Here is a 15658-nt window from a genome sequence, read left to right as displayed (position 1 = left end):
CGGTTATGGTTCGGGTAGTGCGCTTTTCTGTGCATATTTTTCCGATATTCTTTCCGGGTCTGACAGAAACATGGACAACATCGATCATCACCGCCGTAGATGGCTGGCGTTGGGTAGCGCAGCCTTGGGGCTTGCGCTGCTGCCAGAGCAGGCGTTTGCCAGTTTATCCACCTCTCGTCCGCGTATTTTGGTCGTCAATAACCTGAATACGGGGGAATCACTTAAGGCCGAGTTTTTCGACGGGAAAAATTACAATAGCGATGAGTTAGCTCGCCTTAACCATTTGTTCCGTGATTACCGTGCCAATAAAATCAAATCAATTGATCCGCGTTTATTTGATCATCTCTATCGCCTGCAAGGCATGCTAGGCACGCATAAGCCAATTCAATTAATTTCGGGTTATCGTTCCCTGGCGACCAATAATGAACTGCGTGGACACAGCCGCGGTGTGGCAAAACAAAGTTATCACACCAAAGGGCAGGCGATGGATTTCCATATTGAAGGCATTCAGCTAAGCAATATCCGTAAAGCGGCGTTAAAAATGCGCGCCGGCGGCGTAGGATATTATCCGCGTAGCAATTTTGTGCACATTGATACCGGGCCGGTCAGAACCTGGTAACCCGCAATCTGTTCCGGTAAGCTGTACGGTTATGCCGCAATGTGATTGTTATGGAGCCTTATGAAATACCACATTATTCCCGTCACCGCGTTCAGCCAGAACTGTACCCTGATCTGGTGTGACAAAACCGGGCAGGCCGCGTTGGTTGATCCCGGTGGTGAGGCGGAAAAACTGAAAGCCGAGGTCGCCCGTCAGGGCGTTACCATTGAGCAAATTTTGCTCACTCACGGCCATTTGGATCACGTTGGTGCGGCGGCTGAGCTGGCCCAGCACTATCAGGTGCCGATTATCGGCCCGGATAAGGAAGATGCCTTCTGGCTTGATGGCCTGCCGGCACAGAGCCGCATGTTCGGCCTGGAGGCGTGTGAACCCTTGACCCCAAGCAAATGGTTGCAGGAAGGGGATAGCGTGCAGGTTGGGGAAATGACGCTGCAGGTGCTGCACTGCCCAGGGCATACGCCAGGCCATATCGTGTTTATCAACCAGCAGGCACACCTGGCGTTGGTGGGTGATGTGCTATTCAATGGCGGCGTTGGGCGCAGTGATTTCCCGCGCGGTGACCACCAGGCGTTGATCAACGCGATTCGCACCAAACTGTTGCCGTTGGGGGATGATATGGCCTTTATTCCCGGCCACGGCCCAATGTCCACCTTTGGGCATGAACGCCAGACTAATCCGTTTCTGCGTGACGAACCCGCCATCTGGTAGTGGCAGGCGTTGCAGAATAACAAAGGGGCGCTTCTGCGCCCCTTTGTTTTATCTATGCGTGCTGATTTATAGAACGGCGACGATGGCTTCGCACAGCGGCGCCATGTTGTCTGGCGTCATCCCAGCGACGTTGACGCGGCCGGAATTTACCGCATAAACGCCGAATTCCTCGCGCAGGCGCAGCACCTGATCTTTGGTCAAACCGCTGAATGAGAACATCCCATTTTGCTTGATGATAAAGCTGAAGTCCTGCTGGGCGCCTTTTTCCTGCAGCGTATTGACGAATAGCTGGCGCATCCGCTGGATACGTTGGCGCATATCGGCCAGTTCCTGTTCCCACATGGCGCGCAGCGACTCATTGCTCAGGATAGTCGCAACGATAGCCGCACCGTGAGCCGGCGGGTTGGAATAGTTGGCGCGGATGCCGGCTTTGACCTGGCTGAATGCGCGCTCGGCGGTTTGTGCATCGGCAGCGACCAGCGTACAGGCTCCAACGCGTTCGTTGTACAGGCCAAAGTTTTTCGAATATGAGCTGGAGACGATCAGTTCACTATGCTGCGCAGCGAAAATACGCAGCCCCTGAGCATCTTCTTCCAGGCCGTTGGCAAAGCCCTGATAGGCGAAATCAAACAGCGGCAGCCAGCCGTTGGCTGCCGCCAGATCGGACAGCGCTTGCCATTGCGCTTCGGTGGGATCGATACCCGTCGGGTTATGGCAGCACCCATGAAGCACCACCACGTCGCCGGCCTTGGCCTGTTTCAGGCTGTTAATCAGGCCATCGAAATCCAACGCATGATTGGCTGCGTCGTAATAGTCATACTCCAGTACCTCAAGGCCCGCCGCGTTGAAGATGTTTTTATGATTTGGCCAGCTTGGGTTGCTGATCCACACGCGTTTGGCACCCGTTTGCGTAGCGATAAAGTCTGCCGCCACGCGCAAGCCGCCGGTACCGCCCGGCGTTTGCGCCGTGCGCGCACGTTGTTCGGCGATAATTGCGCTGTCTTTGCCGAACAGCAATGCCTGGGTACACGCTGCGAATGCGGGAATGCCTTCGATACCGAGGTAGCTTTTGGTGGTTTCATTTTCCAGCAGATATTGTTCAGCTTTTTTTACGCTGGTCAGCACCGGTGTTTTACCCGTTTCATCTTTATAAACGCCGATCCCGAGGTTGATTTTATTAGGGCGGGCGTCCGCGCGGAAAGTTTCGGCGAGACCCAGAATCGGGTCGGCCGGTGCAGCAGTGATTTTTTCAAACATTCAGATGCTTCCGTGGCCTAGAGTTAAGCAGTCAGAGGGTTCAGGGTAGCGCCAGTTATGCGCTTTGCCAACCGTTTGCGAGAAAAATACCTCGAACTTGTGACCGCGGCATAATCAGCAGGAAAAGGCGATGAAAGAGCAGGGATGAAAAGACGCAGAGGGGCATGGCTATAAAAAAACAGGGCCGTAGCCCTGTTTTTCACACCTGTGGCAGTAAATTGCCACTGTCAGGCGTTTAACAAATTAGAACTGGTAAACCAGGCCAACAGCCACGGTGTCGTCGGTGTTCAGACCCAGTGGGTTGTTGTTGTCCAGTTGGTTGATTTTGTAATCAACGTAGGTAGACATGTTTTTGTTGAATGCGTAGCTAACGCCGACATCAACATATTTGTACAGGTCAGCATCGCCGATGCCTTCGATGTCTTTGCCTTTAGACTGAACGTATGCCAGTGATGGGCGCAGGCCGAAGTCAAATTGGTACTGAGCAACCAGTTCCAGGGTCTGCGCTTTGTTGGCAAAACCAGTTACCGTAGAGGTAGAGATAGGCGTTGCATTGCGAGTTTCGGTGTAGATGGTTGCCAGGTACAGGTTGTTGGCGTCGTATTTCAGGCCAGCACCCCAGCTTTCAGCTTTATCACCTTGACCAACAACCAGTGCTTTCTGGTTAGGTGAACGGCTGGAGTTGGTGTAAGACGCTACTGCGCCAATGCCCAGGCCGAAATCGTAGGAAGCAGACAGACCGAAGCCGTCGCCGTTGGATTTCAGCACGTCACGGCTGTTGTTGGTGCCTTCGTTGTTCGCGCCTTGGTATTGCAGGGCGAAGTTCAGGCCGTCAACCAGACCGAAGAAGTTGGTGTTACGGTAGGTTGCTACGCCGTTAGTACGGCCAGCCATGAAGTTGTCGGTGTAGCCGGAATCGCCACCGAATTCATACAGCACGTCGGTCAGGCCAACAACGTCGTAGAATACGCCGTAGTTACGACCGTAGTCGAATGAACCGTAGTCGCCGAATTTCAGACCAGCAAAGCCCAGACGGGTTTTGGTGCCTTCGGTGCCGTCAGATTCAGTGTGGTTCGCCTGAACGTTGTATTCCCACTGGCCGTAACCGGTCAGTTGGTCAGTAATTTGGGTTTCACCTTTGAAGCCAAAACGGACGTAAGACTGGTCGCCGTCTGAACCATCATCTTTAGAGAAGTAGTGCAGACCGTCAACTTTACCGTACAGATCCAGTTTGTTGCCGTCTTTGTTATAGATTTCTGCTGCGTTAGCAGCACCAGCCGCTAACAGAGCCGGGATTACCACTGCAAGAATGTTGCGCTTCATCATTATTACCCTCATTGGTGTTATTCGGACACCTTGCCACTGCCGCCAATAATTCTTGGGAACTATTGTAGATAGTTTGGTGTCGTCCTGTGTCTGCACGCAGTGTTCCATTCAAAGCCGGGTTAATCTAGAGCGAAAATGCTACTAATATCCTAATCCGGTTTCAAAAAGAAAAATGCTGTAACAGAATGTAAAAATAAGGGAACTTTGTGATGAAAGTCAAGCATAGAAAATGCGAAAGGCCAGCTGAGCTGGCCTTTATTTTGTAACTAAAAGGTATGTCGTCTGTTTGGTTTTAGCAATCAGAACGTTGCGTTTCGCGGCGTTCGTGGGAAAGGAATCACGTCTCGCACGTTTTGCACACCGGTAACATAAGCAACCAGGCGTTCAAAGCCCAAACCAAAGCCTGAATGAGGAACCGTGCCGTAACGGCGCAAATCGCGGTACCACCAATAGTCTTCTTTGTTCAGGCCCATCTCTTCCATGCGGCTATCTAACACCGCCAGGCGTTCTTCACGCTGAGAACCGCCAATGATTTCGCCGATGCCAGGAGCCAAAACGTCCATTGCCGCTACGGTTTTGCCGTCTTCGTTCATGCGCATATAAAACGCTTTGATGTCTTTCGGGTAGTTTTTCACTACCACCGGCGCTTTAAAGTGTTGCTCCGCCAGATAGCGTTCATGTTCAGAAGAGAGATCGATGCCCCAGGATACCGGGTTCTCGAATTTTTGGCCGGAAGCCAACAAAATCTCAACCGCTTCGGTGTAGTCCACCTGGGCGAAATCAGAAGAAACAAAGCGCGACAAACGCTCAACGGCATCTTTATCCACGCGCTCGGCAAAGAACTGCATATCATCGGCGCGTTCATCCAGCACGGCCTGGAAGACATATTTCAGCAGATTTTCCGCCAGCCCGGCGATGTCTTCCAACGTGGCAAAGGCGACTTCAGGCTCGATCATCCAAAACTCCGCCAGGTGGCGGCTGGTGTTGGAGTTCTCGGCACGGAAAGTTGGGCCGAAAGTGTAAATTTTAGACAGGGCGCAGGCATAGGTTTCACCGTTCAACTGGCCGGATACGGTCAGGAACGCTTCTTTGCCGAAGAAATCCTCGCTAAAGTCGACGGCGCCTTTATCGTCACGCGGCAGGTTTTGCAGATCCAGCGTCGAAACGCGGAACATTTCGCCGGCGCCTTCGGTATCAGAGGCGGTGATCAACGGAGTGGAAACCCAAAAGTAACCATTTTCATGGAAGAAACGGTGAATAGCCTGGGCCAGCGTATGGCGCACACGGGCCACTGCGCCGATCAGGTTGGTACGTGGGCGCAAGTGGGCGACTTCGCGCAGGTATTCGATGCTGTGGCGTTTGGCCGCCATTGGGTAGGTATCCGGATCGTCAACCATACCGACGACTTTTACCACGGTTGCCTGCAGCTCAAAGCTTTGGCCGCCACCGGGCGAGGCCACGACTTTACCGCTGACTTCCACAGAGCAGCCGGTGGTCAGATGCAGCACTTCATCCTGGTAATTGGGCAGAGAATTATTCACAACGGCCTGTAACGGATTAAAGCAGGAGCCGTCATAAACGGCGAGGAAGGAGATACCAGCTTTAGAATCTCTCCGGGTACGTACCCAACCGCGCACCGTGACTTCACTGTCAACCGGGACACGGCCTTGCAGTACGTCGACTACAGGCACTACGCTCATAGATTTCTCTCTTTATAGGTTTTTGGTTCAGGAATAGCTAACAACCCAATAGTATGGGAGCCTCACTATGTTACTTGCCGCGGTGCAGAGCACAAGTAGAAATCGCCAAATCGGTGCAACATTTCGCATGCCCGCGCAGGGCAGATGAGCGCAGCTATATAAAGGAAGTGAAAAGGCCAACTTTGCCGACTTCAGGTTGCATAGGCATTGGTTTGCCTGCTATTACGCTGCCCCCGCCGGGGAAGGCTATCAGGGGAACGGAAAGGCAACGCCGGCGTGCGGGTGCCGCCGGCTGAGCGGATTAACTGGCTTTCTTCACCAACGGCAAATCAAAGGCTTTACGCAACGCTTTGACGAAGGCTTTGTCCTGGCAGATGGTTTTCCCCGGGCTGTCCGACAGTTTGGCCACCGGTTTGCCTTTGCATTCCACCAGCTTAATGACGATATTCAGTGGTTTCACGCCGGGGATATCGCAGGTCAGGTGGGTGCCGATACCAAACACCAGGTTGACGCGCCGATCAAAGTGGCGGTAGAGCGCCAGCGCCTTGTCCAGATCCAGGTTGTCGGAGAACACCAGAGTTTTGTTCAGCGGATCAATATCCAGTTTTTGATAATGGGCGATGGCTTTTTCGCCCCAGTCGAAAGGATCCCCTGAGTCATGGCGCAAGCCCTGATAGCGCTGGGCGAACTGCGGGCCAAAGTCGCGCAGGAACGCATCCATCGTGATGCAATCGGTGAGCGCAATCCCCAGTTGATCGGGATATTCATCCACCCACGCTTGCAACGCCGCACGCTGGCTGTTGGCCAGCACCGGGCTGATTTGCTGATGAGCCTGGAACCATTCATGCGCCTGCGTGCCGACGGGCGTAAGCTGCAGTTGGTGCGCCAGATCGTAGTTGCTGGTGCCGATAAAATAGGGAAACTCCGCTTTCAGCGTACTGACGATGGCTTTTTGCACACCGTGGGAAAAACGGCGGCGGGTGCCGAAGTCCATCAGTTTAAAGCGCGAAATATCCAGATCGGCCGTCATCTGCTGGAAATGCACCAGTTTGGTGCGCAGACGATCGGTTGCCATCTCAATGGCTACCTGCGGCGAACGGTGGCGATGCACCACTTCGCTGATTAATGCCAGTAGCGGCACTTCCCACAGGATGACCTCGCGCCACGGCCCGGCGATGCGGATATGCAGGCGGCCATGTTGATTGGTCACCTGCACCTGCTGCGGATCGTAGCGGAAATTACGTAGCCAGCTAAGGTAATCCTGGCGGAAAAAGGGCAGCGTCGAAAGATAGCGACTTTCGGCTTCAGTCAGCGCCAGTTCACTCATCAGCGCAATCTGCTCGCGGATTTCACCGGCATACTCGCCCAGCAATTCATCGCCGCGGCAACGGAACTCGGCCGCCACGGTAACCGCAGGGTAGCGGTGGAACACCGCTTGCTGCATATGAAGCTTGTAGGCATCGGTATCAAGCAACGATGTCAAAATTGGGGAAGCGTATTGAGTCATATGCGTTACAGCATCCTCGTCAGGCGCGTGTCCAAATCCGGCGCAATATAAAATTTTGCAGGAGTATACCCGGATTATCCTGTGATTGAAGCCCCATGACACCACAAATCGCCGGAGCGGGTCGAGGATTAAACGTGCCGTTTTCTCGCTGGTGCCAAGGGGGTTGGCATAAAAGCCAAGTAAACCAGTTAGGTGGCGAACTTAGCTTATTTAGTAATAGAAATTATAGTGTTAATTATTTTAAACACTACATCTAACGAAAAATATTTACGTGGGAAGGTAGAGGGCGTCTCTTTGAAAGGCGGCCGATCGGTTAGCCTACTCCGGCTCTGGGTTTTTTCTGTGGCTGTGATACAGTTTGTTTACAATCAGGCACATTACTGCTGCACTGCGTTCTGGTCAGCCGAAACGCCCGCGCGGTTGATGGTGCCGGGACTCCTGTAATTCCGGAATAAGAAGGTTTTTTATGACTCAGCAGCCTCGGGCTAAGTATCGCCACGACTATCGCGCACCTGACTATACCATTACCGATCTCGATTTGAATTTTGAGCTGGATGCCGCCACCACACGGGTGACGGCCGTCAGCCAGGTTAAGCGCCAGGGCGCTGCCGGCGCCCCGTTGATTCTGGATGGCGAGGATCTGGCGCTGGTGAGCCTGCAGGTAGACGGGCAGGACTGGAGCCATTATCACCAGCAGGAGAATACGCTGGTGGTTGAGCAACTGCCGGCGCAGTTCACACTGACTATCGTCACGGATATTCACCCGGCACAAAACAGCGCGTTGGAAGGGCTTTACCTGTCGGGCGATGCGCTATGCACCCAGTGTGAGGCCGAAGGTTTCCGCCATATCACGTATTATCTCGATCGGCCGGACGTGCTGGCCCGCTTTAGCACGCGCATCGTGGCTGACAAGGCAAAATACCCTTTCCTGCTCTCCAACGGCAACCGTGTGGCGCAGGGCGAACTGGACGGTGGCCGCCACTGGGTTCAGTGGCAGGATCCGTTCCCGAAGCCTTGCTACCTGTTTGCGCTGGTGGCGGGGGACTTTGACGTCCTGCGGGATACTTTCATCACCCGCTCCGGGCGTGAAGTGGCGCTGGAGCTGTTTGTCGATCGCGGCAATCTGGATCGCGCCGGCTGGGCGATGACCTCGCTGAAAAATGCGATGAAGTGGGACGAAACGCGCTTTGGCCTGGAATACGATCTCGACATCTATATGATCGTCGCGGTGGATTTCTTCAATATGGGCGCCATGGAAAACAAGGGGTTAAATGTATTTAACTCCAAATATGTGCTGGCCAAGGCGGAAACCGCCACGGATAAGGATTACCTGAATATTGAAGCGGTCATCGGCCATGAATACTTCCACAACTGGACCGGTAACCGCGTTACCTGCCGCGACTGGTTCCAGCTTAGCCTGAAAGAGGGGCTAACGGTCTTTCGCGATCAAGAATTCAGTTCCGATCTCGGCTCGCGGGCGGTCAACCGCATTAATAACGTGCGAGTGATGCGCGGCGCGCAGTTTGCCGAAGACGCCAGCCCGATGGCGCACGCCATCCGGCCGGATAAAGTGATCGAAATGAACAACTTCTATACCCTGACGGTTTATGAGAAGGGCGCGGAAGTGATCCGTATGATGCATACCCTATTGGGCGAAGAGAACTTCCAGAAAGGGATGCAGCTCTATTTTGAACGCCATGACGGCAGCGCCGCCACCTGCGATGATTTTGTGCAGGCGATGGAAGACGCATCCAATGTCGATCTGTCGCTGTTCCGCCGTTGGTACAACCAGGCCGGCACGCCAGTGCTGACGGTGCGCGATGAATACGACGCCGAGAAGCAACAGTATCGCCTGCATGTCAGCCAGCAAACGCCGCCAACGGCGGAACAGCCGGAAAAGCTGCCGCTCCATATTCCGCTGGATATTGAACTGTACGGTAGTGAAGGCCAGGTGATTGCGCTGCAGAAAGACGGTCAGCCGGTCAACAACGTGCTGAATGTCACCCAGGCGGAGCAGACCTTTATTTTTGACGGCGTCGAGCAAAAACCGGTGGTGTCGCTGCTGCGTGAGTTTTCTGCGCCGGTGAAGCTGGACTACCCGTACAGCGATCGGCAACTGACTTTCCTGATGCAGCACGCGCGCAACGACTTCGCCCGCTGGGATGCCGCACAAAGCCTGCTGGCGACCTATATCAAGCTTAACGTCGCCAAATATCAGCAGCAACAGCCGCTGTCGTTGCCGTTGCACGTGGTGGATGCATTCCGCGCCGTATTGCTGGATGAGAAGCTCGATCCGGCGTTGGCGGCGCAGATCCTGACGTTGCCGACGGAGAGCGAGATCGCCGAACTGTTCACCACCATTGATCCGCAAGCGATCGCCGCGGTGCGTACCGCCATGACCCGCTGCCTGGCGGATGAAATGGCGGATGAATGGCTGGCTGTCTATCATGCTAACAAAACGGCGGGCTATCGCGTTGAGCACGGGGATATCGCCAAACGCGCCTTGCGCAACGTTTGTCTGAACTATCTGGCATTTGGCGAAGTGGCGCTGGCCGATAAGCTGGTGGAGCAACAATTCCGGCAGGCCGATAATATGACTGATTCGCTGGCCGCGCTGTCGGCGGCGGTCAGTGCGCAACTGCCGTGCCGTGATGCGCTGATGGCGGCATTTGACGAGCGCTGGCATCAGGATGGCCTGGTAATGGATAAATGGTTTGTGCTGCAAGCCACCAGCCCAGAGGCTAACGTATTGGCCAAGGTGCGTAGCCTGCTGCAACACCGCTCATTCAGCCTGAGCAACCCGAACCGTCTGCGCGCGTTGATTGGCGCTTTCGCCTCGGGCAACCCCGCGGCGTTCCATGCGGCGGATGGCAGCGGCTACCAGTTCCTGGCGGAAATCTTGCGTGATTTGAACACGCGCAATCCGCAGGTGGCTGCACGGCTGATTGAACCTCTGATCCGTCTCAAACGTTACGATGCTTCGCGCCAGGCGCTGATGCGCAGCGCGCTTGAACAACTGAAAGGGTTGGAAAACCTGTCAGGCGATCTGTACGAGAAAATCACCAAGGCGCTGGAAGCCTAAGCGCAGGGCGCCTTTAGGGTGATGAAGGAAAGGGCGGCACATTCGTGTACCGCCCTTTTTTTAATTGGCCAGGCGTTGAGCCGGCGCTACGGTGGGTGTCAGTACGCGATCGAGCACAGTGGCCTCCAGCTCGGCCAGTTTGGCGGAGCCTTTGCGGCGTGGGCGCGGCAGATCGATTGTCAGATCCAACCCGATGTTGCCTTCCTCAATTAAAATCACCCGATCGGCCAGGGCAATCGCTTCACTGACGTCGTGCGTCACCAGCAAGACGGTAAAGCCGTGCTGTTGCCACAGGCTTTCAATCAGCCCCTGCATCTCGATACGCGTCAGGGCATCCAGCGCCCCCAAAGGCTCATCCAGCAATAACAGGCGGGGGCGGTGGATCAACGCTCTGGCCAGCGCGACGCGCTGTTTCTGGCCGCCGGAGAGCGCGCTGGGCCACTCGTTGGCGCGGTCGGCCAGGCCCACGGCTTCCAACGCTTGCAGAGCGGCCTCGCGCCAATTGCCGCGCAGGCCAAGGCCAACGTTGTCGATAACCTTTTTCCACGGCAGCAGGCGCGCATCCTGGAACATCAGGCGGGTATCGTTTTTCACGCTGCTGAGTGGGGCGTTGCCGCTTAACAGCGCACCGCCGCTGGTGGTTTCCAGCCCGGCCATCAGACGCAGCAGCGTACTTTTACCGCAGCCGCTGCGGCCAACGACGGCGACAAACTGGCCGGCGGTAATGCGCAGTTGAATATTGTTGAGCACGGTGCGGTTACCGTACCGTTTGGCGATCGATTCCAGGGTGACTGGCGTGCCTTGTGGGATGCGAGTTGGCGTACTCATAACGCTTCACCTTGTTTCAGTTGGTAAGCCGGATGCCAGCGAAGCCAAATGCGCTCCAGCAGTTGAGCGCTGACATCGGCCAGTTTGCCGAGCAGGGCATACAGGACGATTGCCACTACCACGATATCGGTTTGCAGGAATTCCCTGGCGTTCATCGCCAGATAGCCGATGCCGGAGTTGGCGGAAATGGTTTCGGCCACGATCAGCGTCAGCCACATAAAGCCGAGGGCAAAGCGCACACCGACCATAATCGAGGGCAGGGCGCCAGGCAGCACGACCTGAGTGAATAACTGGAATCCGCTTAACCCATAGCTGCGGGCCATTTCCAGCAGCCCGCGATCGATATTTTTGATCCCGTGATAGGTGTTGAGATAAATCGGGAACAGGGTGCCAAGGGCCACCAGGAAAATCTTGGCGGATTCGTCGATGCCGAACCACAGGATTACCAGTGGGATCAACGCTAAATGCGGCACGTTGCGGATCATTTGGATAGAACTGTCGAGCAGGCGCTCTCCCCAGCGTGATAGCCCGGTAATAAAGCCCAGGGTCAATCCCAGGCTGCCGCCGATGCTAAAACCGATCAGGGCGCGCCAGGTGCTGATTGACAGGTGTTGCCACAGTTCGCCGCTTTTCGCCAATGCCCAAAAGGCGGTGATCACCGCGCTGGGCGCCGGCAGGATACGGTTCGACAGCCAGCCGGCTTCGACGGCGATTTGCCAAAGCACGATCAGCGTTACCGGCAAGGCCCAGGGGGCCAGCCGGTGCAGCGTACGCGTAGTATTACTCGCCATGTTTGGGCTCCTCAGCGTTAAGGCTCATGATGGTGTTCCCCGTGGCGCGTTACGCCGATTGGCCGGTCAGTAATGGCGACGCGGCCTTGACCGTGACGGGATGGCGGCGGCCCAATGCCAGATACAGGCTTTCCAGCGCCTCTTCCAGGCGCGCCGCTACGCCTTCCTGCAGTTGGATATCGTCGCCGTTTTGCACTACCTGGCTGTCGTCGGCGAACACGCCGTGCAGCACTTCCTGCGCTTTGAGTGCCGCCAGCACGGGTTTCAGGGCGTAGTCCACGGCCAGCATATGCCCAATGGAACCCCCGGTTGCCAGCGGCAACACCACTTTATGATCCAGCGCGCGTTCCGGCAGCAGATCCAATAGGGTTTTCAGCGCACCGGAAAACGACGCTTTATAAACGGGCGTGGCGATCAGTAAACCATCCGCTTGCGCCAGCTGTGCGGTGAATGCCTTGATTTGCGTGCTATTAAAGTTGGCGTACAGCAGATCTTCAGCGTCAAAATCGTGCAAGGTATAGGCGATCACTTCCACCCCACGCTGTTGCAGCCATTTTTGCCCCAGGGTAAGCAGCGCTGCTGAACGAGAGGGGAGACGAGGGCTACCCGCCAGTGATATAACCCGCATGACGACTCCTTATAACTAAAAGTTAGGTTTAATCAGAAAATGTTCATGAAGTGGTTTAAAACTACCAGCAAAGTAGGGCGTTGTTTAAATCTCTTTTTTTAATTTTGTTATGAGTTGGTTGGGATTAGGTTGATTTCGTGATGTGATTGTTAATCTCCCGGCAGGGAAAAGCCGGGAAACGGCGCCATGAACATGCGATTTTTTGCCCTGAATCAATTCCAATTGGCGCTGGGATCCCGGATAATACGCCCCCGGTCTGCAACCGGGAAATCAGGAGAGTACATGTACTACCCCCTCGTCAGGAAAGCGCTATTCCAGTTCGATCCAGAGCGCGCGCATGAATTAACCTTCCAGCAATTGCGCCGTATTACCGGCACCCCGCTTGAGTTTCTGGTTCGCCAGTCCGTGCCGACAAAGCCGGTAAACTGTATGGGGCTCTCGTTTAAAAATCCGTTAGGGCTGGCCGCCGGTCTGGATAAAGACGGTGACTGTATCGATGCCCTGGGCGCGATGGGTTTCGGTTTTATTGAAGTGGGGACGGTCACGCCGCGCCCTCAGCCGGGTAATGAAAAGCCCCGCCTGTTCCGCATTGTCGAAGCGGAAGGCCTGATAAACCGAATGGGCTTTAATAATCATGGGGTGGATAACCTGGTTGAGAACGTTAAAAAGTCCCACTTCGGCGGCATTCTTGGGATTAATATTGGCAAGAATAAAGACACCCCGGTTGAGCAAGGCAAAGATGATTATCTGATCTGCATGGATAAGATCTATCCTTACGCCGGCTATATTGCGATCAATATATCTTCCCCTAACACCCCCGGTTTAAGATCCTTGCAGTACGGTGAAGCGCTGGACGATCTTTTAGCGGCGATCAAAAATAAGCAGGCGGAGCTTAATGCACGGCATCATAAATATGTCCCGGTGGCGGTAAAGATCGCGCCGGATCTTTCTGAAGAAGAATTGATCCAAATAGCTGATAGCCTGGTGCGCCATAATATCGACGGCGTGATTGCAACCAACACTACGCTAGATCGTAAATTGGTGCAGGGCCTTAATCACTGCGAACAAACCGGGGGTTTGAGCGGCCGTCCATTACAGTCAAGCAGCACTGAAGTGATACGCCGTTTATCACAAGAGCTTCGGGGGCGTTTGCCTATCATCGGCGTTGGCGGTATTGATTCGCTGATGGCTGCGCGTGAAAAAATGGCTGCGGGTGCTTCACTGATACAAATTTATTCCGGGTTTATTTTCCGCGGCCCTGGTTTGATTAAAGATATCGTTACCCATATCTAATATTTTTCCTTTCATATCGCGCTGGGGGTTTATTTCTGCTCCCGGCTCGTTTATATTTTGTTCGTTGGCATAAATATTGTTCGCGGAATTATCCGATGTTTAAGCGGCATTGGCGATGTTAGCATCGTCGCTTGGGGTAAATACGGCGTTGGCTCGAGGCGAAAAGGATAACTAATGAAGATAAAACCTGACGATAATTGGCGTTGGTATTTTGACGCTGAACACGATCGGCTAATGCTCGATTTAGCTAATGGTATGATCTTCCGTTCGCGTTTTCCGGCGAAAATGCTAACCCCAGATGCGTTTGCTGAATGTGCTTTTTGCGTTGACGACGCCGCGCTTTATTTCACCTATGACGAGCAATGCAAGCAAATTAACCTGAGCAACGAGCAACGTGCCGAATTGGTATTGAACGCGTTGGTGGCTTTCCGTTTTCTCAAGCCGTTGATGCCTAAAAGCTGGCATTTCTCGCAGCAACATTTTCCGCTGCAGCCGAAAAACGGCGAACTGGCGGCGGTGAAGGTGATGGCCAGTAATGAAGAAGCCCGCCTGTTGGTGGTGGAAGCCGGCGATAACGCCAGCCTGTGCCTGCTGGCGCAGGGGCAACTGTCGCTGGCGGGCCGCACCATGATTTTGGGCGACGCCATCAAGGTAATGCACGATCGCCTCAAACCTTACGAGCTGGCCAACGCCGCTCCCCGCGCCTCGCTGCGCAATACGGCCTAAGCCAGCTTCAGATCGCTTTCCGGTATGCAACTGCATGCCAGTATGGTGCCATCCGCCGCCACGGCGCTTTTCTTCAACGGCGCGACTTTGCCGCTGAGCAACGCCATATGGCAGCTGCCGCAAACGCCCGCGCGGCAGGAATAGGGGATGCGGATACCTTGTTGTTCCAGCTGTTCCAGCAGGATTTGCTGGTTATTGCCCTGAAAGATCTTCCCTGCGTATTCAATCGTGACCGGCCGTTCGCGCTGCTGCGGCGCCTGCACGTTCTCGATGACCTTCCCGCTGCCATAGGGGCGTGGCGGCTTCAGGGCCAAGACATCGACCGTATCCCCCACGCGAATAATGCCGCTGTTGCGTGCGATCATGTTCTGGCCAAAATCCACATCGCCGTTCTCAGCGGTACGGAATTGCTGCAGCGTGCTCAGCGGCTCGCCGCTGGGGTGCTTGCGCCCGCGTTCAGTGCTGACGGTGGTCAGTACGCAGCGGCTGCACGGTTTCACCAGGTCGAAAATAACATTGCCGATGCGAATGGTTTGCCAACCGTCTTCGGCCCAGGCCGTGGCACCGCTTATCACCAGGTTCGGTCTGAACTGTTCCATTTTAACGCTGCTGGGGCAGCGCTGCTGCACATCATGCAATGAGGCTTCGTTAGCCAGCAAAAAGGGGTAACCGTCGGCAAAGGAGAGCGGAACTTCGGGGTGTTTTTTTACCCGGCGGGTGAGTTCCGGCCCCAGCCAGCGTAGCTGTACGCTGCGGCGGAAATAACCGCTAAGCCACTGATTGATAGCCGGCGATGCGATCAGCGCCGTGAAATGGTTGCCCCATACTTCGGTGGGGTGCGCTTGCCGGCTAAAATCACAGAAGCGGATAGTCATGCTTTCGCCGTCCGGCGCGCTTAAATGCAGGCCATCGGCCAGCAGCGCCGGCGTGAACAGCACCATTTGCGGGTATTGGCGTGCGGTGATAAAAGTGCCGTCCGGCTCGGTGACCATAAACGCACGATCAAATGCCAGCCCCTGGGGCGCAACCTGCGCATGGGAGAGCTGCAAACCGCGTAGCGATTTGACCGGATGGACATAAAGACGCGAAAGTGTAATCACCTTATCTCCGTGTGATTATTAAATAGAAAGAGGCAACTTTATGACAAGCGGTCTGGATTAGCTATAATGCGCAACAATTTTCTTTTTGGTGAT

The 15658-nt window shown here is 54.8% G+C and carries 13 protein-coding genes; 5 read left to right on the top strand and 8 right to left on the bottom strand.

Features of this window, described 5'->3' with window-relative positions:
- Nucleotides 1-70 precede the first annotated feature (70 nt).
- Nucleotides 71-619, top strand: coding sequence for a peptidoglycan L,D-endopeptidase MepK (gene mepK, locus AC559G_RS09820; protein ID WP_095848074.1), 549 nt, complete (start codon nt 71-73; stop codon nt 617-619).
- Between the two features lie 60 nt (nt 620-679).
- Nucleotides 680-1327 carry an MBL fold metallo-hydrolase gene (locus tag AC559G_RS09815; protein WP_498912409.1) on the top strand — a complete coding sequence of 216 codons (648 nt, stop codon included), beginning with the start codon at nt 680-682 and terminating at the stop codon, nt 1325-1327.
- A 66-nt stretch (nt 1328-1393) separates the two neighbouring features.
- Here the strand turns inward: AC559G_RS09815 and AC559G_RS09810 are convergent, their stop codons facing one another.
- The 4 genes from AC559G_RS09810 to pncB all read right to left on the bottom strand — a co-directional run bounded on the left by AC559G_RS09810 (nt 1394) and on the right by pncB (nt 7117).
- Entirely contained in the window at nt 1394-2584 is a 1191-nt protein-coding gene (locus AC559G_RS09810) for an amino acid aminotransferase (protein ID WP_498912408.1), read from the bottom strand.
- Between the two features lie 243 nt (nt 2585-2827).
- Nucleotides 2828-3910, bottom strand: coding sequence for a porin OmpC (gene ompC / locus AC559G_RS09805; RefSeq protein ID WP_438599190.1), 1083 nt, complete (start codon nt 3908-3910; stop codon nt 2828-2830).
- Nucleotides 3911-4209: 299 nt separating this feature from the next.
- Nucleotides 4210-5610, bottom strand: a complete 1401-nt coding sequence (gene asnS, locus AC559G_RS09800) for an asparagine--tRNA ligase (RefSeq protein ID WP_438599189.1) — start codon at nt 5608-5610, stop codon at nt 4210-4212.
- Nucleotides 5611-5911: 301 nt separating this feature from the next.
- On the bottom strand, nt 5912-7117 hold the full coding sequence (gene pncB, locus AC559G_RS09795) for a nicotinate phosphoribosyltransferase (RefSeq protein ID WP_498912407.1): 1206 nt from the start codon (nt 7115-7117) through the stop codon (nt 5912-5914).
- A gap of 466 nt (nt 7118-7583) precedes the next feature.
- On the opposite strand from pncB, the gene pepN reads away from it, so the two are divergent.
- On the top strand, nt 7584-10199 hold the full coding sequence (pepN, locus tag AC559G_RS09790; protein ID WP_498912406.1) for a M1 family metallopeptidase: 2616 nt from the start codon (nt 7584-7586) through the stop codon (nt 10197-10199).
- A gap of 60 nt (nt 10200-10259) precedes the next feature.
- On the opposite strand, the gene ssuB is transcribed toward pepN, so the two are convergent.
- From ssuB to ssuE, 3 genes are read right to left on the bottom strand one after another with little or no spacing between them, the layout of a single operon-like run.
- Entirely contained in the window at nt 10260-11027 is a 768-nt protein-coding gene (gene ssuB / locus AC559G_RS09785; protein WP_498912405.1) for an aliphatic sulfonates ABC transporter ATP-binding protein, read from the bottom strand.
- Entirely contained in the window at nt 11024-11818 is a 795-nt protein-coding gene (gene ssuC / locus AC559G_RS09780; RefSeq protein WP_498912404.1) for an ABC transporter permease, read from the bottom strand. The genes ssuB and ssuC overlap by 4 nt, the downstream gene beginning before the upstream one ends.
- Before the next feature lie 49 nt (nt 11819-11867).
- The gene (gene ssuE, locus AC559G_RS09775; RefSeq protein ID WP_498912403.1) at nt 11868-12446 is read right to left on the bottom strand and encodes an NAD(P)H-dependent FMN reductase; all 579 of its coding nucleotides are present in this window, start codon (nt 12444-12446) and stop codon (nt 11868-11870) included.
- Nucleotides 12447-12728: 282 nt separating this feature from the next.
- On the opposite strand from ssuE, the gene pyrD reads away from it, so the two are divergent.
- Both pyrD and AC559G_RS09765 read left to right on the top strand, forming a co-directional pair.
- Nucleotides 12729-13739 carry a dihydroorotate dehydrogenase gene (gene pyrD, locus AC559G_RS09770; protein WP_498912402.1) on the top strand — a complete coding sequence of 337 codons (1011 nt, stop codon included), beginning with the start codon at nt 12729-12731 and terminating at the stop codon, nt 13737-13739.
- 174 nt (nt 13740-13913) lie between these two features.
- On the top strand, nt 13914-14465 hold the full coding sequence (locus AC559G_RS09765) for a cell division protein ZapC (protein WP_498912401.1): 552 nt from the start codon (nt 13914-13916) through the stop codon (nt 14463-14465).
- Here AC559G_RS09765 and AC559G_RS09760 read toward each other — a convergent pair.
- Nucleotides 14462-15565, bottom strand: a complete 1104-nt coding sequence (locus AC559G_RS09760) for a YcbX family protein (protein ID WP_498912400.1) — start codon at nt 15563-15565, stop codon at nt 14462-14464. The two genes, AC559G_RS09765 and AC559G_RS09760, sit on opposite strands and share 4 nt — an antisense overlap.
- Nucleotides 15566-15658 lie beyond the last annotated feature (93 nt).

The sequence above is a fragment of the Gibbsiella greigii genome (genome assembly GCF_039540155.1).
In the GTDB taxonomy this organism is placed as follows: domain Bacteria; phylum Pseudomonadota; class Gammaproteobacteria; order Enterobacterales; family Enterobacteriaceae; genus Gibbsiella; species Gibbsiella quercinecans.
Note: the sequence above shows the minus strand (reverse complement) of the source record. Positions and strands in the feature narration are given on the sequence as shown.

Coding starts and splice junctions, on each gene's coding strand:
- ssuE (WP_498912403.1), bottom strand. CDS start 12,446: ATGCGGGTTATATCACTGGCGGGTAGCCCTCGTCTCCCCTCTCGTTCA.
- ompC (WP_438599190.1), bottom strand. CDS start 3,910: ATGATGAAGCGCAACATTCTTGCAGTGGTAATCCCGGCTCTGTTAGCG.
- ssuB (WP_498912405.1), bottom strand. CDS start 11,027: ATGAGTACGCCAACTCGCATCCCACAAGGCACGCCAGTCACCCTGGAA.
- mepK (WP_095848074.1), top strand. CDS start 71: ATGGACAACATCGATCATCACCGCCGTAGATGGCTGGCGTTGGGTAGC.
- AC559G_RS09810 (WP_498912408.1), bottom strand. CDS start 2,584: ATGTTTGAAAAAATCACTGCTGCACCGGCCGACCCGATTCTGGGTCTC.
- AC559G_RS09765 (WP_498912401.1), top strand. CDS start 13,914: ATGAAGATAAAACCTGACGATAATTGGCGTTGGTATTTTGACGCTGAA.
- pepN (WP_498912406.1), top strand. CDS start 7,584: ATGACTCAGCAGCCTCGGGCTAAGTATCGCCACGACTATCGCGCACCT.
- asnS (WP_438599189.1), bottom strand. CDS start 5,610: ATGAGCGTAGTGCCTGTAGTCGACGTACTGCAAGGCCGTGTCCCGGTT.
- pncB (WP_498912407.1), bottom strand. CDS start 7,117: ATGACTCAATACGCTTCCCCAATTTTGACATCGTTGCTTGATACCGAT.
- pyrD (WP_498912402.1), top strand. CDS start 12,729: ATGTACTACCCCCTCGTCAGGAAAGCGCTATTCCAGTTCGATCCAGAG.
- ssuC (WP_498912404.1), bottom strand. CDS start 11,818: ATGGCGAGTAATACTACGCGTACGCTGCACCGGCTGGCCCCCTGGGCC.
- AC559G_RS09815 (WP_498912409.1), top strand. CDS start 680: ATGAAATACCACATTATTCCCGTCACCGCGTTCAGCCAGAACTGTACC.